Source organism: Streptomyces sp. NPDC096152 (assembly GCF_044763235.1).
In the GTDB taxonomy this organism is placed as follows: Bacteria; Actinomycetota; Actinomycetes; order Streptomycetales; family Streptomycetaceae; genus Streptomyces.
The window spans coordinates 943,045-963,585 of the sequence record NZ_JBIWFW010000003.1 but is presented as its reverse complement, the minus strand read 5'-3'; the positions used below and the strand labels follow the sequence as shown (position 1 = coordinate 963,585).

At 71.4% G+C, this 20,541-nt stretch carries 20 protein-coding genes; 11 read left to right on the top strand and 9 right to left on the bottom strand.

The annotated features are described in order from the left end of the window. Positions 1-14 precede the first annotated feature (14 nt). Positions 15-1,076, top strand: coding sequence for a lysophospholipid acyltransferase family protein (locus ACIQ9G_RS14655; protein ID WP_403608784.1), 1,062 nt, complete (start codon positions 15-17; stop codon positions 1,074-1,076). Between the two features lie 82 nt (positions 1,077-1,158). Here ACIQ9G_RS14655 and ACIQ9G_RS14650 read toward each other — a convergent pair whose 3' ends face one another. The 3 genes from ACIQ9G_RS14650 to ACIQ9G_RS14640 all read right to left on the bottom strand — a co-directional run bounded on the left by ACIQ9G_RS14650 (position 1,159) and on the right by ACIQ9G_RS14640 (position 4,891). Beyond that, the gene (locus ACIQ9G_RS14650; protein WP_403608783.1) at positions 1,159-2,400 is read right to left on the bottom strand and encodes a DUF5667 domain-containing protein; all 1,242 of its coding nucleotides are present in this window, start codon (positions 2,398-2,400) and stop codon (positions 1,159-1,161) included. A gap of 234 nt (positions 2,401-2,634) precedes the next feature. Beyond that, positions 2,635-3,459 (bottom strand): ECF subfamily RNA polymerase sigma factor, BldN family, encoded by an 825-nt coding sequence (locus ACIQ9G_RS14645; RefSeq protein WP_403608782.1) that lies wholly within the window; start codon positions 3,457-3,459, stop codon positions 2,635-2,637. A gap of 508 nt (positions 3,460-3,967) precedes the next feature. Continuing rightward, entirely contained in the window at positions 3,968-4,891 is a 924-nt protein-coding gene (locus tag ACIQ9G_RS14640) for an HAD family hydrolase (protein ID WP_403608781.1), read from the bottom strand. A 184-nt stretch (positions 4,892-5,075) separates the two neighbouring features. On the opposite strand from ACIQ9G_RS14640, the gene ACIQ9G_RS14635 reads away from it, so the two are divergent. The 5 genes from ACIQ9G_RS14635 to ACIQ9G_RS14615 all read left to right on the top strand — a co-directional run bounded on the left by ACIQ9G_RS14635 (position 5,076) and on the right by ACIQ9G_RS14615 (position 10,980). Next, positions 5,076-5,360 (top strand): glutaredoxin family protein, encoded by a 285-nt coding sequence (locus tag ACIQ9G_RS14635; protein ID WP_403608780.1) that lies wholly within the window; start codon positions 5,076-5,078, stop codon positions 5,358-5,360. Positions 5,361-5,640: 280 nt separating this feature from the next. Continuing rightward, positions 5,641-6,399 (top strand): redox-sensing transcriptional repressor Rex, encoded by a 759-nt coding sequence (locus tag ACIQ9G_RS14630; protein WP_403608779.1) that lies wholly within the window; start codon positions 5,641-5,643, stop codon positions 6,397-6,399. Beyond that, on the top strand, positions 6,396-8,204 hold the full coding sequence (locus tag ACIQ9G_RS14625) for a glutamyl-tRNA reductase (protein WP_403608778.1): 1,809 nt from the start codon (positions 6,396-6,398) through the stop codon (positions 8,202-8,204). Before ACIQ9G_RS14630 ends, ACIQ9G_RS14625 begins: the two co-directional genes overlap by 4 nt. Positions 8,205-8,272: 68 nt before the next feature. Next, the gene (hemC, locus tag ACIQ9G_RS14620) at positions 8,273-9,277 is read left to right on the top strand and encodes a hydroxymethylbilane synthase (RefSeq protein ID WP_403608847.1); all 1,005 of its coding nucleotides are present in this window, start codon (positions 8,273-8,275) and stop codon (positions 9,275-9,277) included. Then, positions 9,274-10,980 carry a uroporphyrinogen-III synthase gene (locus tag ACIQ9G_RS14615; protein WP_403608777.1) on the top strand — a complete coding sequence of 569 codons (1,707 nt, stop codon included), beginning with the start codon at positions 9,274-9,276 and terminating at the stop codon, positions 10,978-10,980. Before hemC ends, ACIQ9G_RS14615 begins: the two co-directional genes overlap by 4 nt. Before the next feature lie 42 nt (positions 10,981-11,022). On the opposite strand, the gene ACIQ9G_RS14610 is transcribed toward ACIQ9G_RS14615, so the two are convergent. Further along, on the bottom strand, positions 11,023-11,226 hold the full coding sequence (locus tag ACIQ9G_RS14610; RefSeq protein ID WP_403608776.1) for a DUF397 domain-containing protein: 204 nt from the start codon (positions 11,224-11,226) through the stop codon (positions 11,023-11,025). Between the two features lie 65 nt (positions 11,227-11,291). Between ACIQ9G_RS14610 and ACIQ9G_RS14605 the strand changes: the two genes are divergently transcribed. Beyond that, on the top strand, positions 11,292-11,642 hold the full coding sequence (locus ACIQ9G_RS14605) for an ATP-binding protein (RefSeq protein WP_403608845.1): 351 nt from the start codon (positions 11,292-11,294) through the stop codon (positions 11,640-11,642). A gap of 129 nt (positions 11,643-11,771) precedes the next feature. On the opposite strand, the gene ACIQ9G_RS14600 is transcribed toward ACIQ9G_RS14605, so the two are convergent. Next, a complete protein-coding gene (locus ACIQ9G_RS14600; protein WP_403608775.1) occupies positions 11,772-12,212 on the bottom strand; it encodes a winged helix-turn-helix transcriptional regulator in 441 nt (146 codons plus the stop codon). A gap of 221 nt (positions 12,213-12,433) precedes the next feature. Between ACIQ9G_RS14600 and ACIQ9G_RS14595 the strand changes: the two genes are divergently transcribed. Continuing rightward, on the top strand, positions 12,434-13,840 hold the full coding sequence (locus tag ACIQ9G_RS14595; RefSeq protein WP_403608774.1) for an MFS transporter: 1,407 nt from the start codon (positions 12,434-12,436) through the stop codon (positions 13,838-13,840). Positions 13,841-13,950: 110 nt separating this feature from the next. After that, positions 13,951-15,048 (top strand): Gfo/Idh/MocA family protein, encoded by a 1,098-nt coding sequence (locus ACIQ9G_RS14590; RefSeq protein WP_403608773.1) that lies wholly within the window; start codon positions 13,951-13,953, stop codon positions 15,046-15,048. Positions 15,049-15,098: 50 nt separating this feature from the next. On the opposite strand, the gene ACIQ9G_RS14585 is transcribed toward ACIQ9G_RS14590, so the two are convergent. Further along, positions 15,099-16,091, bottom strand: coding sequence for a phospholipase D-like domain-containing protein (locus ACIQ9G_RS14585; RefSeq protein WP_403608772.1), 993 nt, complete (start codon positions 16,089-16,091; stop codon positions 15,099-15,101). Positions 16,092-16,299: 208 nt separating this feature from the next. On the opposite strand from ACIQ9G_RS14585, the gene hemB reads away from it, so the two are divergent. Both hemB and ACIQ9G_RS14575 read left to right on the top strand, forming a co-directional pair. Further along, entirely contained in the window at positions 16,300-17,292 is a 993-nt protein-coding gene (gene hemB / locus ACIQ9G_RS14580) for a porphobilinogen synthase (RefSeq protein WP_403608771.1), read from the top strand. A 163-nt stretch (positions 17,293-17,455) separates the two neighbouring features. Further along, the gene (locus tag ACIQ9G_RS14575; RefSeq protein WP_403608770.1) at positions 17,456-18,358 is read left to right on the top strand and encodes an SAM-dependent methyltransferase; all 903 of its coding nucleotides are present in this window, start codon (positions 17,456-17,458) and stop codon (positions 18,356-18,358) included. Positions 18,359-18,436: 78 nt separating this feature from the next. Here ACIQ9G_RS14575 and ACIQ9G_RS14570 read toward each other — a convergent pair whose 3' ends face one another. The 3 genes from ACIQ9G_RS14570 to ACIQ9G_RS14560 form a co-directional block, all read right to left on the bottom strand. Then, the gene (locus ACIQ9G_RS14570) at positions 18,437-19,318 is read right to left on the bottom strand and encodes a DUF4253 domain-containing protein (protein WP_403608769.1); all 882 of its coding nucleotides are present in this window, start codon (positions 19,316-19,318) and stop codon (positions 18,437-18,439) included. 173 nt (positions 19,319-19,491) lie between these two features. Beyond that, entirely contained in the window at positions 19,492-19,905 is a 414-nt protein-coding gene (locus tag ACIQ9G_RS14565; RefSeq protein WP_403608768.1) for a hypothetical protein, read from the bottom strand. Positions 19,906-19,997: 92 nt separating this feature from the next. After that, positions 19,998-20,510, bottom strand: a complete 513-nt coding sequence (locus tag ACIQ9G_RS14560) for a hypothetical protein (RefSeq protein WP_403608767.1) — start codon at positions 20,508-20,510, stop codon at positions 19,998-20,000. Between the last annotated feature and the right edge of the window lie 31 nt (positions 20,511-20,541).

Here is a 20,541-nt window from a genome sequence, read left to right as displayed (position 1 = left end):
GGAGCGCAGCAACGATGGCGGACGCCAAGGTCATTCCGTTCGACGACGACCGGTCCCGCGGGGGCGCCGCGCAGCGGCCGCAGCGGCGCCGGAGCGCCGGGAGCCGACGCACCGGCGGCGAACCGGCCCTGGTCCGGGAGGTCCAGCCCCTGCCCACCAGGGGCGTTCCGCAGGAGGATGTCCCTGTGACCCCGGAGGAACAGCAGCCCCAGGAGCCCCGCCCGCCGCAGTGGCACGGCGGGCTCGAACGGCGCATCGCGAGCGGCCTGTCGTTCCTGCGCCGCCGCCTCACCGGGGACTACGAGGTCGACGACTTCGGCTACGACGCCGAACTCACCGACCAGGTCCTGATGTCCCTGCTCCGGCCGGTGTACGAGAAGTACTTCCGGGTGGACGTGAAGGGCGTGGAGAACATCCCGGACAAGGGAGGGGCGCTGATCGTCGCCAACCACTCCGGGACCGTCCCGCTGGACGGCCTGATGATGCAGGTCGCCGTGCACGACCACCATCCCGCCGGCCGGCATCTGCGGCTGCTGGCGGCCGACCTGGTCTTCGTGCTGCCGGTGGTCAACGAGCTGGCCCGCAAGCTCGGCCACACCCTCGCCTGCGCCGAGGACGCCGAACGGCTCCTGCGGCAGGGCGAACTGGTCGGGGTGATGCCGGAGGGCTTCAAGGGCATCGGCAAGCCCTTCGGCGAGCGCTACAAGCTCCAGCGATTCGGCCGCGGCGGCTTCGTCTCCACCGCTCTGCGTCAGGGCACCCCGATCATCCCCTGCTCGATCGTCGGGGCCGAGGAGATCTACCCGATGATCGGCAACGCCAAGACGGTCGCGCGGCTGCTGGGCTTCCCGTACTTCCCGCTCACGCCGACCTTCCCGTGGCTGGGCCCGCTGGGCGCGATCCCGCTGCCGACGAAGTGGACCATCCAGTTCGGGGAGCCGATCCCGACGGACGCCTATCCGCCGGAGGCGGCCGAGGACCCGATGCTGATGTTCAACCTGACCGACCAGGTCCGGGAGCAGATCCAGCACACGCTCTACAAGCTGCTGGTGCAGCGCCGGTCGGTCTTCTTCTGACCTCTGCGCGCCCTGTACGGCCCGCTACGACGACGGGGGCGCCCTCTGGGGAAAGAGGGCGCCCCCGTCGTCGTACGCCCGTCTACGGCGCGTTCTCCCCCTCGATGCCGAGGCCGGGGAGCAGGCCCGGGAGCAGCGGCGGGATGGTGACTGCCGGGGCGCTGCTGGGCGACGTGCCGGCGGACGGCGAGGCGCTGCCGGTCTTGGGCGGGTCGAGCAGACCGCCGGTGCTGCCGCCGATCAGTCCGTCGCTCTCGCTGCCGGAGCCGGTCGACTTGCTGGGGCTGCCGCTGCCGGACTGCCTGCCGCCCGCGGTGGGGCCGCTGCCGGTGCTGGGCTGCGCCGAGTGGCCGTAGCCGGACGAGGCGCCGCCGGACGAGGACGGGGTGGTGCCGTGCCGCTGACCGTCGCTTCCCCCCTGGCTCGGGGACGGGGGGAGCAGCGACTGCAGCGGGGCCACCTCTTCGTCTATGGCGGCGAACACCGACGACACCTGCTGACTGACGTCCCCGAGCTGCACGGGCAGCCGTTCGCGCAGTGCGCCCCAGGCCTCGCGGTGGGACCGGGAGAAGGTGGAGAGGGCCTGGATGGGGCCCAGGGAGTCGGGGTCGCGCTCGTACGCCTCGTGCAGCAGGCGGTGGCCCTCCGCCGCGTCGTGCTGCATGCCCACCAGGGTGCGCCGGACCTCGCCGAGCGACTCGTGGTCGAGCGCGCCGCTGCGGCCGCGCTCCATCAGCCGGCGGGCCTCGTTCAGCCGGGTGGAGGCCAGGTCGAGGTAGGCCTGGCCCTGCTCGTCGGCGTTCTCGGTCAGGTAGTTGAGCTTGAAGTCCTCGATGCCGCGTTTGAGGCCGTAGAGCGAGTCACCGGGCAGGGCGTCGGAGCTGGCAGCGGCCACTCCGCCGAAGGCGCTCGCCGCCACACCCATACTGAGCCCGCCCGCGGCCAGGCCCTTGGTCAGCCGGGTACGCGGCCGCAGTTTCCCCAGGCCGCTCGCCCGGTGGGCACCCCGCGCCCGATGGCTTCGCTGCTCGGGGACCAGATCGCCCGCTTCGCCGCTCGCGGTGCCCTCCTGCAGCATGGCCTCCATCGCGGCCACCAGTTGGGCCCGCTGGACGACCTTGACCTCGGGGTCCAGCTCCGGCCGGGGCAGTGCGCCGAGACCGGCGGCGAGGGCCGGCAGACGGCCCCGCTCGGTCTGTTCCGCATCAGCCGGGGCCGGTGCCGGTCCTTCGGACTGCTCGGCCGCTGTGCCCTGGTCGGACAGCTCCTCCAGGGCCTGGGCGAAGGCGTTCGCCCGCCGGTGCGCCGATACGTTCGCGATCACTGGCGGCACCTCCTCTCGTCATGACGGTCGACTCCCCAGGGGACCTGAGGGTTGCACGTCCACACCCGCGTCCACGCGATCGGGTGATCAGCGTGGGCCAGGACGTGACCACAGGGAGCCTGTATCCCGCACAACGAGCGGCTCGGCACTTGGGTTACGGACGAACGAGGATCAGGTCGGGAAGTCAACGCGGTGCAACAGAACGTGAGTTGAACGTCGCTGAGCGTGTACGGCTCAGCGGGCGTCTTCGGGCAGGAGGCGGGCGAGGGTCCGCACGGCCCGGTACTGGAGGGTCTTGATGGCGCCCTCGTTCTTTCCCATCACTCGTGCGGTCTCCGCGACGGACAGGCCCTGCAGGAAGCGGAGCGTCACGCACTCCTGCTGCTGGGGGTTGAGCCGCCGTACGGCGTCCAGCAGGGCGGCGTTGGACAGGGACTCCAGGACGGAGTCCTCCGGGGAGCGCTCGACCTCGTTGGCGTCGAGCATCTCGCCGGTGGTGACCTCCAGCCGGAAGCGGCTGGACTTGAAGTGGTCGGCGACGAGGTTGCGGGCGATGGTGACCAGCCAGGCGCCGAAGTCGCGGCCCTGCCAGGTGAAGGTGCCGATGCGGCGCAGGGCCCGCAGAAAGGTCTCGCTGGTGAGGTCCTCGGCCGTCGCCTTCCCGCCCACCCGGTAGTAGATGTAGCGGTACACCGTGTCGCTGTACTGGTCGTAGAGGCGGCCGAAGGCCTCGGCCTCGCCGGCCTGGGCGCGCTCCACGAGGTCCATCATCCGGGCGCTGTCGCTGTCCGCGGCCGGGCGGCGGACGGTGGCCGCGCCCGCCGGCCGCCCTCGCCTGGCGGCCGCCCGCCCGTCCCCCGAGCGGCGTCCGTCGACGACGGCGCTGCGCGCCTGAGCCTGCTCCATGCCGTCGGCCAGCGCGTAGCGTGGGCCCACGGGGGCGGCAGTGGCGAATGCGGGACCGGCGTACGCGGTGGGGACGAGACCGCGCAGCAGGCCCAGGACCGTAGCGCGGAGCGTAGCCAGGCCCGAGGCGTCAACCCCGACGTTTGCGTACACGGGACTCCCAGAGGCAGAGCTTCCATCACGTGCAGTGCGGAACCGTTCACCCGTCGTAGCGACGGAGGGGTACCGGTTTGCGTCTGAGGAGAATAACGCTTCGTATAGGTGCTGCTACACCGAGTTGCTCAAATCGTCGATTACGTCGCTTCCGTAACCGATTGACGCCCGATCAAGTGCAACAGAGTGACCGTTTGTTGATCGATCGAGTTCGCGTTCCGGTGACTCCGGGGCATGTTGTGGCGGTGTACGGCCAACAGGAATGGCCAGGCCAGTGCGTGGGTACGTTCGACCGCTTGCCCTGGGAACCGGGTGTGGCGCGGCCCGATCAGAGGCGTCACCCGGAAACGTTCCGTCAACGGAGCCATCCGGCCACCCCGGTGACGGAGTGACGCCGTCCCGGTCGCGGTTGACGCGGGCCGTCCCGACGGTGGGACGGTGCCGGGCCGTCCCGACGGTGGGTCGGTGCCGGGCCGTCCCGACGGCAGGGTGCCTGCGGCCGTCCCGGTTACCGGCGCCGCCGGTGCAGCGCGATCGCGGCCGCCGTGCCGCCGGCCACCGCGCCCACGCCCGCCGCCGCGGGGATGCCGACCTTGGCCGCCTTGCGGCCCGTGCGGTAGTCGCGCAGCCGCCAGTCCATCTCGCGGGCGTGCCGGCGGAGCTTGCTGTCGGGGTTGATGGCGTAGGGGTGGCCGACCAGGGACAGCATGGGGATGTCGTTGTGGGAGTCGCTGTAGGCGGCGCACCGGGACAGGTGCAGGCCCTCCGCCGCCGCCAGGGCGCGTACCGCCTCCGCCTTCGCCGGGCCGTGCAGGGGCTCGCCGACCAGCCGGCCGGTGTAGACGCCGTCGATCGACTCGGCCACCGTGCCGAGCGCGCCGGTCAGTCCCAGGCGGCGGGCGATCACCTGGGCGATCTCCACCGGCGCGGCCGTGACGAGCCACACCTTCTGGCCCGCGTCCAGGTGGGCCTGCGCCAGCGCGCGCGTGCCGGGCCAGATCCGCTCGGCCATGTACTCGTCGTAGATCTCCTCGCCGATCGACTGCAGTTCGGCGACGCGGTGGCCCTGGACGATGGACAGCGCAGAGTCGCGCGCCTCCTGCATGTGCTCGGGGTCCTCGACGCCGGCCAGCCGGAACCACGCCTGCTGCCAGGCGAACCGGGCCAGGTCGCGGGTCTCGAAGAACCTCCGCTTGTACAGGCCCCGGCCGAAGTGGAACAGCGCGGCGCCCTGCATCACGGTGTTGTCCAGGTCGAAGAAGGCGGCTGCCTTGTCGTCGCCCTGGACCGGGAACGGCGTGACCTCCGGCGCCGAGGGCACTTCCTGTTCCTGTGTGGACTTGCGTGCTGCCTCCGCCGAGGCCTCGCCTGCCAACACGCTCCGCGCCGTGGCGGAGCGCCTACGGGGTGTGAGCCATCCGAGAGCGGCCATGGCGTGAGCATAGCCAGTGCGCGGGGTGGTTCCGGACGTGCGAGGTTCGCAGCCCGTGAACTCTCCGCGACGGTGTCGTTAAAGAAGTCGCGCGACCGGCGTGTCGGCGCGCGGATCCGGCAGGCCGGGCGCTCGCGGCGCGGCTCGCGCGGGCGGGGTCCCGCACCGCCGCGACGGCGCGAGAATGGCCGACATGAGTCCCATCTTCCGCCGTAAGTCCCCGGCTCCCCAGGACCGGCTCGTCACGCTGATCCGCAAGCCCGGCTGTCATCTGTGCGACGACGCGCAGGCCGTCGTGGAGAAGGTCTGCGCCGACCTCGGCGTCCCCTGGGAGGCGAAGGACATCACCCAGGACCAGCGGTTGCACGACGCGTACTGGGAGCAGATCCCCGTGGTCCTCGTCGACGGCGCCCAGCACACCTTCTGGCGTGTGGACGAGGAGCGTCTGCGCAAGGCACTGACCGCCTAGTACAAACGGCGGGAAATTCGCTTAGGATCGACGGCGTCTTGGTCTCGGGGGTGGGGATCGTAGAGGAGAGTGTGCGGTTTTGCCCCCAACAATGAAGGAGCGCGGGTGCCTGTGCGCCGGTTCCTCGCCGGTGCGCCAGGGGCGCGTGACCCCGGTCACGTTGGCCGGGCAAATCGGACACCATCTTTGTGCACGCGTTCACAAAGACATAGCCTGCATTCGACGGGGCGGTCCGGGGACGTACGACCGCCCACAGCCCCGCTCTACCCGCAGGAGCACCGTGGCAACTGGCCGAACTCACCGACCGGCGACCCGCAGCCGAGGGATTCCCGAGGCCACCGTCGCCAGGCTTCCGCTGTACCTCCGAGCCCTGACCGCGTTGTCGGAGCGCTCGGTCCCCACGGTCTCCTCCGAGGAGCTCGCGGCCGCGGCGGGAGTCAACTCCGCCAAGCTGCGCAAGGACTTCTCCTACCTCGGCTCCTACGGGACGCGGGGCGTGGGCTACGACGTCGAGTATCTCGTGTACCAGATCTCCCGCGAACTGGGCCTCACCCAGGACTGGCCGGTTGTGATCGTCGGTATCGGCAACCTCGGCGCCGCGCTCGCCAACTACGGCGGCTTCGCCTCCCGCGGGTTCCGGGTCGCCGCCCTCATCGACGCCGACCCCGCGATGGCCGGAAAGCCCGTCGCCGGCATCCCGGTCCAGCACACCGACGAGCTCGAGAAGATCATCCAGGACAACGGCGTGTCGATCGGCGTGATCGCGACCCCCGCGGGCGCCGCCCAGCAGGTCTGCGACCGCCTGGTGGCCGCCGGAGTCACCTCCATCCTGAACTTCGCCCCGACCGTGCTGTCCGTCCCCGACGGCGTCGACGTGCGCAAGGTCGACCTCTCCATCGAGCTGCAGATCCTCGCCTTCCACGAGCAGCGCAAGGCCGGCGAGGAGGCCGCCGCCGGCGCGCTGCCCGCCGCCGCTGCCCGCGGCGAGTCCGCCGACCAGGGACCCGACGGGGACGTGCCCGCCGTGATGCCGGCATGAGTCTCCTCGTCGTCGGGCTGAGCCACCGCAGCGCCCCGGTCAGCGTCCTGGAGCGGGCCTCGCTGAACCCGGACGCGCAGTTCAAGCTGCTGCGGGGCACCGTCGCCGCCGAGCCGGCCGCCGAGGCCGCCCTGCTGGCCACCTGCAACCGCATCGAGCTGTACGCCGACGTGGACAAGTTCCACGCCGGTGTCGCCGAGCTGTCCACGCTGCTCGCCCAGCACAGCGGGGTCGGCCTGGAGGAGCTCACGCCCTACCTCTACGTGCACTACGAGGACCGGGCCGTCCACCACCTGTTCTCGGTGGCCTGCGGGCTGGACTCGATGGTCGTCGGCGAGGGCCAGATCCTCGGCCAGATAAAGGACTCGCTGGCCAGGGCGCAGGAGCTGCACACCGCCGGACGCCTGCTGAACGACCTGTTCCAGCAGGCGCTCAGGGTCGGCAAGCGGGCCCACTCCGAGACCGGCATCGACCGCGCCGGGCAGTCCCTGGTCACCTTCGGGCTGGAGCAGCTGTCCGCGGGCGCGGACGTGCAGACCTGGGCCACCGGCAAGAAGGCGCTGGTCATCGGCGCCGGGTCGATGTCCTCGCTGGCCGCCGCGACGCTCGCGCGCGCCGGGGTCGCCGAGATCGTCGTCGCCAACCGCACCCAGGACCGCGCCGCGCGCCTCGCCCGGATCCTCACCGAGGGCGACGACACGGACGTGCTGGCCCGCGCGGTACCGATGGACGCGGTGCCGTTCGAGCTGACACGTGCCGACGTCGCCGTCTCCTGCACCGGCGCGACCGGGCTGGTCCTGCCGGCCGGGACGATCGCAGCCGCGGTCGAGAGCCGCACCGGACGGCCCGTCGCGGACGCCGGCGGCGAGCGCCGGACCGAGGACGCCGAGGACCGCCGCACGCCGGCCGGGAAGGACGTCCGGGACACGCCGCTGCCGCCCACCGGCGTGGGCGAGGAGAACTGCCCCCTCGACCTGACCGCCGTGCAGGCAGGTTTCTCCGTGATGGGCGAGGCCGCCGTGGCCGGCATGGACGCGGCCACCCTGGAGCAGCACGCCACCTGGGTGGACAACGGCGTGGACCGCCGGGAGTCCGCCCGCCGCAGCGCCGAGGCCGACGCCGAGCTGATCACCGCGCTCGCCGCGACCGTCGCCACCGTCGGCCGCATCCCCGAGCGCCGCAAGCCCGAGCAGGTCACCGGGGCCCCGCGGCCGGAGCCGGTACTGTTCCTCCTCGACCTCGCCATGCCGCGCGACGTCGACGCGGCCGTGCACCGGCTGGCCGGGGTGCGCCTGGTCGACATCGAGTCCCTCGCCGAGGCCTCCGCGGACGCGCCGATGGCGGCCGACGTCGACGCCGTACGGCGCATCGTCTCCGACGAGGTCGCGGCCTTCGGCGCGGCTCTGCGGGCGGCGCACATCACGCCCACCGTGGTCGCGCTGCGCAGCATGGCCGCCGACGTGGTGGCCGGTGAGATCGCCCGCCTGGAAGGGCGGCTGCCCGGCCTCGACGACAAGCACCGCGCGGAGATCACCCAGACCGTGCGGCGCGTCGTGGACAAGCTGCTGCACGCGCCGACCGTCCGGGTCAAGCAGCTCGCGGCCGAGCCCGGCGGCGCCGGGTACGCGGACGCGCTGCGCACCCTGTTCGACCTCGATGCCGAGACGGTTGCCTCCGTCTCCCGGGCGGACGGCGAAAAGAACATCGACGACAAAGTCGACGCGAGCGTCAAGAGCGTCGACTCGAGCGTCAGGAAAGTCGGCGCGTACGTCGACACGAACGGCAGGAACCGAGGGCCGGCATGAGTGACAAGGCACGTGAGCCGGAGGGGCGCGCCGGTGTCGGGAGCACGAGTGCGCGCGGGCCCGAAGGGGTGAGCACGGTCGGGCTCCCGACACCGGCTGAGGCGCCCCTCGGGCGAACAAGTGAGGCCCTGCGGCTGGGGACCAGGCGGAGCAAGCTCGCCATGGCCCAGTCCGGGCAGGTGGCGGACGCCGTGAGCCGGGTGACCGGACGGCCCGTCGAGCTCGTCGAGATCACCACTTACGGTGACACCTCGCGCGAGCACCTCGCGCAGATCGGCGGCACGGGCGTGTTCGTCACGGCGCTGCGCGACGCGCTGCTGCGGGGCGAGGTCGACTTCGCGGTTCATTCGCTCAAGGACCTGCCGACCGCGCAGCCCGAGGACCTGGTCCTGGCCGCCGTACCGGAGCGCGAGGACCCGCGCGACGTGATCGTCGCCCGGGACGCGCTGAAGTTCACCGACCTGCCCCGCGGGGCGCGCATAGGCACCGGCTCGCCGCGCCGCATGGCGCAGCTGAACGCGTACGCGCGCAGCCACGGGCTGGACATCGAGACGGTCCCGATACGCGGCAACGTCGACACGCGCATCGGTTTCGTCCGCGGCGGCGAGCTGGACGCGGTCGTGCTGGCCGCGGCCGGCCTGAACCGCATCGGCCGCGGCGACGAGGTGACCGACTTCCTGTCGGTCGACAGGGTTCTGCCCGCCCCCGGCCAGGGGGCACTGGCGATCGAGTGCGCCGCGGACAACGCGGACCTGATCGCCGCGCTCGCCGAGCTCGACGACCCGCTCACGCGGGCCGCCGTGACCGCCGAGCGATCACTGCTCGCCGCCCTGGAGGCCGGTTGCAGCGCCCCTGTGGGTGCGCTGGCCGACCTTCTGGCCGACGGGCAGATTGTCAAGGAAATGCGCCTGCGCGGCGTCGTCGGCACGACCGACGGCACCTCGCTGGTGCAGCTGTCCACCACCGGTCCCGTACCCCGGACGCATGAGCAGGCGATGGCGCTCGGTCGCGAACTCGCCACCGAGATGCTTGCCCAGGGCGCGGCCGGTCTGATGGGGGAGCGAGCACAGTGAGCCCCACCACCCTTCCCGCCGGTCCTGAACACGGGCACGTCACCTTCCTCGGTGCCGGACCCGGAGATCCGGGACTGCTCACACTGCGCGCCGTCGAGGCGCTGGCGAACGCGGACGTCCTCGTCGCCGAGCACGAGGTGCTCGACGTCGTACGCACGCACGCCAGGCAGGGCGTCACCGTCGTGCACACGGACGGCGGTCCTTCCTCGGACCAGGCTCCGGGCACGGGCGCGCCCCAGCTGACGGTCGTTGACGGCACGTCAACATCCGCTGGGGTTCCCGCAGTGCGGGATGCCGCACATCTTGTCATGGAGGCCGCGCGGGGCGGCAGGCGGGTCGTCCGTGCGGTGTCCGGGGACCCGGGACTTGATACGTACGCCGCCGAGGAAATGCTCGCCTGCGCCGCCGCGGGTGTGCCCTTCGAGGTCGTGCCCGGCATCGCCAGCGCCGTCGGCGTGCCCGCGTACGCCGGTGTGCCGCTGCGCGACGCGCAGGGTGCCGACGTGCGGTTCGTGGACGCCCGTACGGCCTCCGACCGGTGCTGGACCGAGGTCGGCGCGTCGGACGGCACGGTCGTGGTGTCGACCACGCTCGACTCGGTCGCCGCGGCGGCCGGGGAGCTGGTGTCGGCGGGCCGCAAGCCGGACACCCCGCTGAGCGTCACGGTCGCCGGTACGACCACCCGCCAGCGCACCTGGACGGCGACCCTCGGCACCATCGCCCAGACCCTGAAGCAGGCGAAGGTCCTGCCGTCCCCGGACGGCGGGCGGCCGGTGATAGCAGTGGTCGGTGAGCGTTCCGCCGCCGCGCAGCGCGACCAGCTCTCGTGGTTCGAGTCCAAGCCGCTGTTCGGCTGGAAGGTGCTCGTGCCGCGCACCAAGGAGCAGGCGGTCTCGCTCTCCGACCAGCTGGTGTCCTACGGGGCCGTGCCGCACGAGGTCCCGACCATCGCCGTGGAGCCGCCGCGCACGCCCCAGCAGATGGAGCGCGCGGTCAAGGGCCTGGTGACGGGCCGCTACGAGTGGATCGCGTTCACCTCGGTCAACGCGGTCAAGGCGGTCCGCGAGAAGTTCGAGGAGTACGGCCTCGACGCCCGCGCCTTCGCCGGTATCAAGGTCGCGGCGGTGGGCGAGCAGACCGCGAAGGCGCTGATCGCCTTCGGCGTGAAGCCGGACCTGGTGCCGAGCGGGGAGCAGTCCGCCGCCGGCCTGCTGGAGGACTGGCCGCCGTACGACCCGGTCTTCGACCCGATCGACCGTGTCTTCCTGCCGCGCGCGGACATCGCCACCGAGACGCTCGTCGCCGGGCTGATCGAGCTGGGCTGGGAGGTCGACGACGTCACGGCCTACCGGACCGTGCGCGCCTCGCCGCCGCCGGCGGAGACCCGTGAGGCGATCAAGGGCGGCGGGTTCGACGCCGTGCTGTTCACCTCCTCCTCCACGGTGCGGAACCTGGTGGGCATCGCGGGCAAGCCGCACAACGTGACGGTGATCGCGTGCATCGGCCCCGCCACGGCCAAGACCGCCGAGGAGCACGGCCTGCGGGTCGACGTCATGGCCCCGGAACCGTCGGTGCTCAAGCTGGCCGAGGCCCTGGCCGACTTCGGCGCCCGGCGCCGCGCGGCCGCGCTGGAGGCGGGGGACCCGGTCACCCGGCCGAGCGAGCGCAGGCCCGGGGCGCGGAGGCGTCGGTCGACGACCTGATCCGAGGCGGAGCACCCCTGACGGGTGCTCCGCCTCGCCCGTTCACCGCCCGGAGGCGTACGGCAGGAAGGTCGCCCAGGCGTCGGGGGCGAGGGTGAGGCGGGGGCCTTGGGGGGCCTTGGAGTCGCGGACGAGGATGCGGTCGGGGACGGCCGCCACTTCGACGCAGTCGGGGCCATCAGCCGTGCTGTAGCTGCTCTTTGTCCACTCCACCTCGGTACCGGCTCCAGAAGCCTTGAGCGTCATGTCTACGTGTCTCCCAGTACGTTCTCGATGAAGGCCAACGACTCCTAAGAAATCACCCGAACCGGCTGGCCAGACCGCTGGCGGCGGAGCAACTGCAAGCCTGGGGAATGCCGTTGGACCCGGCGCGGCTGATCGTCGCCGAGTTCGCGGCGAACGCGGCGCTGCACGGCCGCGTTCCCGGCCGGAGCTTCCGGCTCACGCTGACGGTCGCCGCGCCGGCCACACTCCGCATCGAGGTGACGGACACCTGCGGGGACCGCAAGCCGGAGCGCAAGGGCAAGGACAGGGACGGCGAGACACCCCGCGAGTCCGGCTACGGCATGCTGCTGGTGGAGGAGTTGGCGGACCACTGGGGCGTGAGCGGCGGCCCGGTGCCGCGCAAGACCGTGTGGGCGGAAGTGGACCTCGGCCGGTGACGTCGTCCCCTCCGTCGTTGCATCCTCACCGAACCCGAGGCCGGCCGGCTCACTCCCACCCGCCCGGCACCGGTCGTCCCGGAGGCCAATCCAAGCTGAACTCCGGCAACGGCCCGCAGAACACCCCTCTCAGGCTGCCGAGGCCGGGATGGCCTCCCCCTCCACCTGGGGGTTGTCGTAGGCGGCGCGGGCCTGGTCGATCTGGTGACGGTGGCGTTCGGCCCAGCCGGTCAGCGCCAGCAGCGATTCATACAACTCGCGGGCCATCGGGGTGGCGGTGTACTCGACCTTGGGCGGAACGGTCGGGTAGACGGTGCGGGTCAGCAGGCCGTCCCGTTCCAGGTTTCGCAGGGTGAGGGTGAGCATGCGGCGGCTGATGCCCTTGACCTGGCGCTCCAGTTCGGTGAAGCGTGCCGGGCCTTGGGTGGTGACGAGCAGGATGCCGATACTCCACTTCCCGCTCACCCGTCCGAGGACTTCGAGGACCGAGCAGGCAGCCTCCGCGGCAGGAGACTCGCACTGACGTGAGCCGCTGACCTGGGTTGTCACACGGGTGTTCCTCTGGGACATGAAAGTGCCTCCTTCCGCTGCCGGCGATGGTTTCAGAACATGACCTCTGTAACAAGACATGCACCTAGTCGGTCCGCGCCCGGCGGCATCCGTGCGCCCGGTCACATCCTGCGCATCGTCCTGCTTCGACAAGAAGGCAGTCGGCCATGGCCATTGAAAACAGTTCTGCTGAAAGAAAGTCAGCCGGCGCGCGTGGATTGGCTCTCGCCATCCTCTGCGCGATGCAGCTGATGATCATCCTCGACGGCACGGTCCTCACCGTCGCGCTGCCCGCCATCCAAAGCGACCTCGGCTTCTCCCAGGGCGACCTGTCCTGGGTGGTGAACTCCTATCTCATCGCCTTTGCCGGGCTGCTGCTCCTGTCCGGGCGCCTGGGCGACCTCATCGGTGGCAAGAAGGTGTTCCTGACCGGTCTGGCCACCTTCACCATCGCCTCGCTGCTGTGCGGGATCGCCACCAGCCAAGAGCTGCTGCTCGCCGGCCGCTTCCTGCAGGGCATCGGCGCGGCGCTCGCCTCCGCGGTGGTGCTCGGCATGATCGTGGGCCTCTACCCGGAGCCCGGCGGCCAGGCCAAGGCCATGGGCGTCTACAGCTTCGTGTCGGCGGGCGGCGCCTCGGTCGGTCTGATCGCCGGCGGCGTCATCAGCAACGTCCTGGGCTGGCACTGGGTGTTTCTGATCAACCTGCCCATCGGCGTGGTGGCGCTGGTCGCCGGTGTACGCACGCCGGCCGCGCAAGGCGGCCTCGGACTGCGTGAGGGAGCGGACGCGCTGGGCGCGCTCCTGGTCACCACCGGCCTCTCACTCGGTGTGTTCACCATCTCGCAGATCTCCGAGGACACGTTCGGTGCCGGTGAGCTCGCCGTCTGCGGCGCGGTCTCGGTGGTGCTCCTTTCCGCGTTCGTGCTCCGCCAGGCCAAGGCCGCCCGCCCGCTGCTCGCGCTGCGCGTCTTTCGCAGCCGGGAGATCACCGGTGCCAACGCCGTGGTGATCCTCGTCTTCGCGGCCGGCTTCGGGTTCCAGTTCCTCAACGCCCTCTACCTCCAGCGGGTGCTGGGCTTCGACTCGACACGGACCGGTCTGGCCTTCCTGCCCGCGCCGCTTGTCATCGGCGCCATGTCGCTGTTGTTCACGGCGAGGCTCACCGCACGCTTCGGCACCCGCCGGGTCCTGCTGACCGGCCTGCTGTTCCTCGGCGGCGGTCTGCTACTGCTCGGCCGGGCTCCGGTCGACGGCGACTACTGGGTGGACGTCGCCCCTGCTCTCGTGATCCAGGGCTTCGGCATGGGCCTGACCGTTCCATCGGTCATCATGCGGGCGATGTCCGGTGCCCCGCCCGAGGACGCCGGCCTGGCCTCGGGTCTGAACAACACCGCGCAGCAGGCGGGCGCAGCGGTCGGTCTCGCGATCCTGGCGACGGTCGCCACCACGCACAGCAACTCACTCATCTCCCAGGGCACCACACAGGTGCGGGCCCTGCGCGACGGCTACAGCCTGGCCTTCCTGTTCGCCGCGGGCTTCGTGTTCCTCGCCTGGGCCGTCACGTTCTTCGTGCTGCGGGACGGGCGCCGAGAGCAGGACGCGGTCCGGCCGGAGACGCAGACCGCGCAGACCGTCGCCGCGCGATAGCAGCGCGGCGCTGAACCCGGGCGTGAGCCGGGCCGCACGGGGCACGCCCGGCACTTGATACCACCGGCCGACCAGACGGACGAGACGGACGGAAACGTGGGGTGTTCATCATGGCGGACACGATCCGAGTGGGTGTCGTCGGCGCGCACGCACAGCGGGGCTGGGCACACGGGGTGCATCTGCCGGCGCTCGCGGCGCTCGACGACTACGAGATCACCGCGGTCGCCGGGACCAGCGACGCGTCGGCGCGGGCCGCGGCCGAGGTGTGGGGTGCCCGACACGCCTTCACCGGCCCCGAGGCACTCATGGCACACCCGGAGGTCGACCTGGTCACCATCGCCGTACAGCTTCCGCGCCGCGACGGACTGGTCTCCGCGGCCATCGCGGCGGGCAAGCACGTCTACGGCGAGTGGCCGCTGGCCCTGTCCGCGGCACAAGCCGAGCGGTTTCGGACGGCGGCGGAGTCCGCAGGGGTGCGGCATGCGGTGGGACTGCAGAGCCGCCACCATCCGGCGGTCCGGCTGATGCGCGACCTGGTCGCGGACGGCCTCGTCGGAGAGGTGCTGTCGGCCTCGCTGACGTACTCCCTGTCGACACCGGAGGTCTGGTCCGAGCGGTACGCCGCGCTGTTCGACCACACCAAGGGCGTCAACCACGTGGCGGTCGTGGGCGGCCACTCGATGGACATGTACCGCTTCATCGTCGGCGACTTCACCGAACTGTCGGCGACGCTGACGACCCGGATCCGACGTATCACGCTGGAGGAGACCGGTCGGGAGATCGAGGTGACCTCCCCGGACCAGATCGCGGTGGCCGGGCTGCTCCAGTCCGGTGCCGCCGCATCGGCGCACTTCATGACGGGCGGCCCGCACGGCGACGGCTTCCGTATCGAGGTGCACGGGCGTGTCGGCCGGCTGGTGCTGCGCTCCATGGACGACTCGCTGGTCGGCCCCGAGTTCGTGCTCACCCACGCGGCGGGCGGCGGTGGGCCGGTGGAGCTGGAGGTGCCCGAGCGCTACCGGCCGCAGCCGGCCGATGTGCCGCCCGCGATGCGCAACGTGCGCCAGGTGTACGTCGATCTGGCGCATGCGATCCGTACCGGGGAGCCGTTCGAGCCGGACTTCGGTACCGCCGTGCGCACGCACCGCCTGCTGGACGCCATCAAGAGGTCCGCCGAGAGCGGACAGCGGCAGACCCTGCGGGACTGACAGGGAGGGGCGGGTGGGTGCCGGGCGGCACCCACCCGCCCCTCGGGAGATCAGGCCGCCGTGCCGCCCGCGTAGTCACCGTTGAACGTCGTTTCGACCGTCTGCGCCACCGGCTGGGCCACGCCCGTGCCGGTGAGGATGATGCCCAGCTCCCGGTTGTTGCTCAGTGAGTTGCTGCTGATGTTCATCGAGCCCGCCTCGACCTCCTGGGTCGACAGGCCGTAGTCGGCGACCATGGCCTTGGCGTGGATGAAGAAGCCGTTGGGGTCGGAGTAGCCGACGACGGTGCCGCCCGCTGCCTTGATGGACGCGACCTGGCTGGCGTAGTTCGACGGGTTCTCCAGGACGACCCGTACCTTCACGCCGGCCTTCGCGCGGGCCACGATGGCGTTGACCACCGTGCTGTCGCTGAACTCCAGCTCCTCCACGTCGAGGCTCTTCGTCGCGGAGTTGACGAACGACACCAGGCGGTTGCGGGAGTCGGTGGGGGACCACAGGAGGTGGTCGCCGTCGGTGGGGGTGATCGAGGTGGCCGTGTAGTCGGCGTCGAAGACCTTCTCGATGGAGGCGACGTCCCGGGTGTCGTCGGTGAAGACGCCGTAGTCCCTGCTGGTCGTGTAGTACTGGGAGGTCAGGTTCCCCGTCATGACCAGGGACTTCACGCCGTCCACCGTGATCGTCTTCTGGTGGGTGTAGACGAAGGCGGAGGAGGACCAGACGACGCCTATCCCTGCGTTCGTCAGGGACGTGTACGCCGAGTTGTTGGCGCTCTGGTGCTGTCTGTCCAGGATGACGCGGACGGTGACGCCCTTGTTCTTCAGGGCTATGAGGTCGTTGACGGCCGTCGTGTCCTCCAGCTCGTACATGGTCATGTCGAGCTTGCTGGTGGCCGAGTTGATGAAGTCGTAGATGGTGGGCTGGCTGCCGCTCTGGGAGAAGGCGAACGCGGAGTAGCTCGCGGCGTTCGCGGGGGCGGCGGTGGCGACGATCGCGGCGCCGGTGGCCAGGGCGACGCCCGCCCGGCCGAGGACCTTCCACAGCATGCGTGACTCCTGTTGGGGGGAGGGGAGGTGCTAGTGGCGCGTGCATGACACCACGCGCGTAGAACGCTGGGGAGGCGTGCGGCTCCAGGGACGGCCAGGGGAGCGCAAAAACTTGGTATCGGCGTTCCGCTATGCCCTGATTGGGGTTTCTCGGCATCCGACAGGGCGTCGGCAAAGGCGCGGTCCCGGCGGGCGTAGCGTAGGAGGTATGACGAAGTACGGATCCTTTCCCGGTACGCGTCCTCGTCGGCTGCGGACCTCGCCCGTCATGCGGCGGATGGTCGCCGAGACGCGACTGCACCCCGCCGACTTCATCCTCCCGGCGTTCATCCGGGAGGGTGTGAGTGAGCCGGTGCCGATCTCGGCGATGCCCGGGGTCGTGCAGCACACCCGGGACAGCCTGAGGAAGGCGGCCGCGGAGGCCGTCGAGGCCGGGGTGTCCGGGATCATGCTCTTCGGGGTGCCGGAGGAGTCGAAGAAGGACGGGGCCGGGACGTGCGGGACCGATCCGGACGGGATTCTCCAGGTCGCCCTGCGTGATGTGCGCGCCGAGGTGGGGGACGACCTGCTCGTCATGTCCGACCTGTGCCTGGACGAGTTCACCGACCACGGGCACTGCGGCGTCCTCGACGCCGAGGGGCGGGTCGACAATGACGCCACGCTCGAGCGGTACGCCGAGATGGCGCAGGTGCAGGCCGACGCGGGTGCCCACATCGTCGGGCCCAGCGGGATGATGGACGGCCAGATCGGCGTCGTCCGGGACGCGCTCGACCAGATCGGGCGCGAGGACGTCGCCATCCTCGCCTACACCGCCAAGTACTCCTCCGCCTTCTACGGGCCCTTCCGCGAGGCGGTCGGTTCCTCGCTGCAGGGCGACCGGAAGACCTACCAGCAGGACCCGGCGAACCTGCGCGAGTCGCTGCGGGAGCTGGCGCTCGACCTGGAGGAGGGCGCGGACATGGTCATGGTCAAGCCGGCCGGGCCCTACTTGGACATCCTGGCCCGTGTCGCCGACGCCGTGGACGTGCCCGTCGCCGCCTACCAGATCTCCGGCGAGTACTCGATGATCGAGGCCGCGGCCGAGAAGGGCTGGGTCGACCGCGACCGGGCGATCCTGGAGACCCTGACGGGTATCAAGCGGGCCGGCGCGCGCAACATCCTCACCTACTGGGCGACGGAGGTCGCGCGGAAGCTGCGCTGAGTCCCCGCCGCCCCCGGCGGCCACCGTCGTCCGGCGGTGGCCGCGAGGCTCGCGCGCGGATGTGGGTCACCGGGGTGTGGAAAGCATCAAGTCGCCCCGGAACCTGGGTGGTTGACTAGTAGTTGCTCGTTGAAGAGACTGACCACCTCACCAGGAGACCCCCATGTCCGGTGACGCTCTCAGCCAGGATCCCATCGCGCTCCAGAGAAGAATCGACACCACGAAGGCGCATCCGGCCCGGGTGTACGACGTCTTCCTCGGCGGCAAGGACCACTACCCCGTCGACCGCCGGGCGGCCGCCGCCGCCCTCGCCGCCAACCCGCGCGGCTATCTCGACGTACGACACAACCGCGACTTCCTGCGCCGCGCCGTGACCGAACTGGCGGCCCGCGACGGCATCCGGCAGTTCCTCGACATCGGCACCGGTCTGCCCACGGCCGAGAACGTCCACCAGATCGCCCAGCGGATCCACCCGGACACCCGGGTGGTCTACGTCGACAACGACCCCGTCGTCCTCGCCCACGCTCGCGCCCTGCTCACCAGCGGCCCCGAGGGCCGCACCGACTACATCGACGCCGACCTGACGCACCCGGCGCGCATTATCCAACAGGCCGCCAAGATGCTCGACTTCGACCAGCCGATCGCCCTCTGCCTGGTCGCCGTCCTGCACTTCGTCGAGGACGGGGAGGCGCACGCCATCGTGCGCGAGCTGCTCGCCGCGCTGCCCTCCGGCAGCCGCCTGGTCGTCAGCCACCTCACCGAGGACCTCAACCCGGAGAACGTCCGCGCCGTCCAACGCACCTACACCGAACGCGGGTTCACCTTCGTGCTGCGCTCGAAGGCGGAGGTGGAGCGCTTCTTCACGGACAACGGCCTCGACCTCGCCGACCCCGGCGTCGTCCCCGCGCACCGCTGGCGCCCCGACCACGCGGCCCCCGTCCCGGAGCAGCCGGACGCGACGTACCTCGCGACCCTCGACGACATCGACAAGGTCCGCTACCGCGACATCAACGACGCGACCGACGCCGACATCAACGTGTACGCGGCGCTGGGCGCCAAGCCCTGACGGCGGGAACCCGGGCCTCGCCCCGCCCGGCTCCGGTCGGCCGGCCCTCGCCCCGCCCGGCCGGAGCCGCGCTCACGGTCAGTCCCACCAGAACGACCACACCCGCTCCCCGACCAGCTCCTCGGCGTAGGCGCGCAGGGTCTCCGCCTCGCCCTGGACGACGTTGTCCGGGCAGAACGCGAAGTGCTCCGCCGCCACCGCCTCCGCCTCGGCGAGGGTGGTCGGCGGGGCCGCCACGGAGACGACGAGGATGTCGAAGCCGAGCGCCACGACCCGTATCCCGAAGCGGTCCTCCCAGGAGCGGAGCACCGCGCACAGCCGGGCCACGTCGCTCTCGTAGTTGACCGGGCCGCTCCAGCCGATCGCGGCGGGGATGTCGGCGGAGCGGCGGGCCGGGACCAGCGCCAGACGGGGCTGCTTGAACCAGTCGCCCCGGCCGTCGCTGAGCGCGTCGGCGACGCCGGCGGCCCTGACGTCGGGGTCGGCGGCGAGCACGCCGGCAGGGGCGAGGCCGGGCCAGTCCGGGCCGAAGGGGGCGACCTGCTCCTCGTACGTCGCCGGCTCACCGAAGAGCTCCACGACCTTGTCCCGGCCGGGGTGGTCATCACCGGCGCCGGCCTCGTACGCCGCGTACTCGTCCCAGTAGGAGGCAAGCACCTCCTCGGCCTCGTGGTCCCCCGGATACGACGTCTGGCCGGGCCGCAAGTGCCAGTGCTCCAAACCGCCCTGCGTGCTCCCCACGTCCACGAGGAGCGGCAGCAGGCCCACGCGCGCCGCCGGAGCGCCGAGCGCCGCCCAGTTGCCGGGGGACACGTCCCGGCCCGCGTGCCACAGCAGCGGTTCGTCCGCCGGACCGTCGTACGTCGTGTCGAGCAGGACACCGGGCGGGAGTTGCAGTCCGAGCGAACGCCCGCTCGGGTCGGACGCCAGCTTGGGCAGCGGGTTCGGAAGAGTCGCCATGCCGGTGACTGTAGGGGCAGTCACTGACAACCGGCCTCGGCGCAGGCGTGGTTGCCCGTCCGTGGACCCCACCGCCCGCCTGGGGTTGAGCGGGAGGCGTGCGAGCCGGAAGGCGGACGTCCGCGCGAGACGCTCATCCGCAACCGGCTCGCACTCCGCCGCCTGCCCCTGGCTCAGGAGGTGCTGCCGCCGGCGCCGCCGGAGCCTCGGCGGTTGCGGCCCGTCGGGCCCGTCGCACCGACGGACTGATGCGTCCCGCCGGTGGGCGGGACTCCGTGGTGGGTCAGGACCTTCATGATCTCCGAGGCCAGAGACTCCGCCAGGGCGGGGGCGAGGGACTCGGCCAGCGCCTTCGCGAGAGTCTGCGCGAACAGCATCCTCTCCAGTTCCGAGGACCGGGAGGACGGCGGTTGGGACAGTGACGCCATGGCCGCTTCCACCAGGGCGGCCGCCATCGGGTCCCTTCCGTACCTCATACCGGTGGTGCCGTGCGGACCGCCGGCCTCGCGCACCATTTCCTCGAAGACCTCGTCGATGAAGGTCTCCAGGGGATCCCGTTCCGAATCTCCGCCGGACTCAGCTGCCATTGTGTGGTTCCTTCGATTCCTCGGTTGTCTTACGGGGCCTGCCCTCCGAAGGCGACGCTCGCCACCTTCGGAGGGCAGGGTGTTGCCATGTCCTAGCGGCGCATCAGCGCGGCGAGGAGCAGCGGGTGCTCGACCAGGGACTCGCCCCCGCGCTCTTCGCGGCGGCGGCGCATGAGTGCGGCGAGGAGGAGGGGGTGCTCGATGATCGACTCCTCTCCCCGCTCCTCGCGGCGGCGGCGCATGAGCGCGGCGAGGAGGAGGGGGTGCTCGATGATCGACTCCTCCCCGCGCTCCTCGCGGCGGCGGCGCATCAGCATGGCGAGGAGGAGGGGGTGCTCGATCCCCGGCTCTTCGCGCTCCTCGCGGCGGCGCATCAGCGAGGCGAGGAGGAGGGGGTGCTGGATCAGCGCTTCGCCGCGCTCCTCGCGGCCGCGCATGAGCGCGGCGAGGAGCAGCGGGTGCTCGATGATGGGCTCTTCCCCGCGCTCCTCACGACGGGCCAGCATGGCCGCCAGCAGGATGGGGCCGATGCCGGTTTCCTCCCCGACCTCTTCCGCGCCGACCTCTGTCTTTTCCCGCGTGGGGCTCTCCGTCGTTGCCGTCATGTTCTCCTCTTTCTGTGGCGCATGACTCGGC

Bases quoted from the DNA above. Each gene is read 5' to 3' on its own strand.
- ACIQ9G_RS14610 (WP_403608776.1), bottom strand. From the start codon at position 11,226: ATGACGCTCAAGGCTTCTGGAGCCGGTACCGAGGTGGAGTGGACAAAG.
- ACIQ9G_RS14635 (WP_403608780.1), top strand. From the start codon at position 5,076: ATGGCCGACATGAGTCCCATCTTCCGCCGTAAGTCCCCGGCTCCCCAG.
- hemB (WP_403608771.1), top strand. From the start codon at position 16,300: ATGACGAAGTACGGATCCTTTCCCGGTACGCGTCCTCGTCGGCTGCGG.
- ACIQ9G_RS14560 (WP_403608767.1), bottom strand. From the start codon at position 20,510: ATGACGGCAACGACGGAGAGCCCCACGCGGGAAAAGACAGAGGTCGGC.
- ACIQ9G_RS14625 (WP_403608778.1), top strand. From the start codon at position 6,396: ATGAGTCTCCTCGTCGTCGGGCTGAGCCACCGCAGCGCCCCGGTCAGC.
- ACIQ9G_RS14640 (WP_403608781.1), bottom strand. From the start codon at position 4,891: ATGGCCGCTCTCGGATGGCTCACACCCCGTAGGCGCTCCGCCACGGCG.
- ACIQ9G_RS14585 (WP_403608772.1), bottom strand. From the start codon at position 16,091: ATGCTGTGGAAGGTCCTCGGCCGGGCGGGCGTCGCCCTGGCCACCGGC.
- ACIQ9G_RS14590 (WP_403608773.1), top strand. From the start codon at position 13,951: ATGGCGGACACGATCCGAGTGGGTGTCGTCGGCGCGCACGCACAGCGG.
- ACIQ9G_RS14570 (WP_403608769.1), bottom strand. From the start codon at position 19,318: ATGGCGACTCTTCCGAACCCGCTGCCCAAGCTGGCGTCCGACCCGAGC.
- ACIQ9G_RS14600 (WP_403608775.1), bottom strand. From the start codon at position 12,212: ATGTCCCAGAGGAACACCCGTGTGACAACCCAGGTCAGCGGCTCACGT.
- ACIQ9G_RS14565 (WP_403608768.1), bottom strand. From the start codon at position 19,905: ATGGCAGCTGAGTCCGGCGGAGATTCGGAACGGGATCCCCTGGAGACC.
- ACIQ9G_RS14595 (WP_403608774.1), top strand. From the start codon at position 12,434: ATGCAGCTGATGATCATCCTCGACGGCACGGTCCTCACCGTCGCGCTG.
- ACIQ9G_RS14575 (WP_403608770.1), top strand. From the start codon at position 17,456: ATGTCCGGTGACGCTCTCAGCCAGGATCCCATCGCGCTCCAGAGAAGA.
- ACIQ9G_RS14655 (WP_403608784.1), top strand. From the start codon at position 15: ATGGCGGACGCCAAGGTCATTCCGTTCGACGACGACCGGTCCCGCGGG.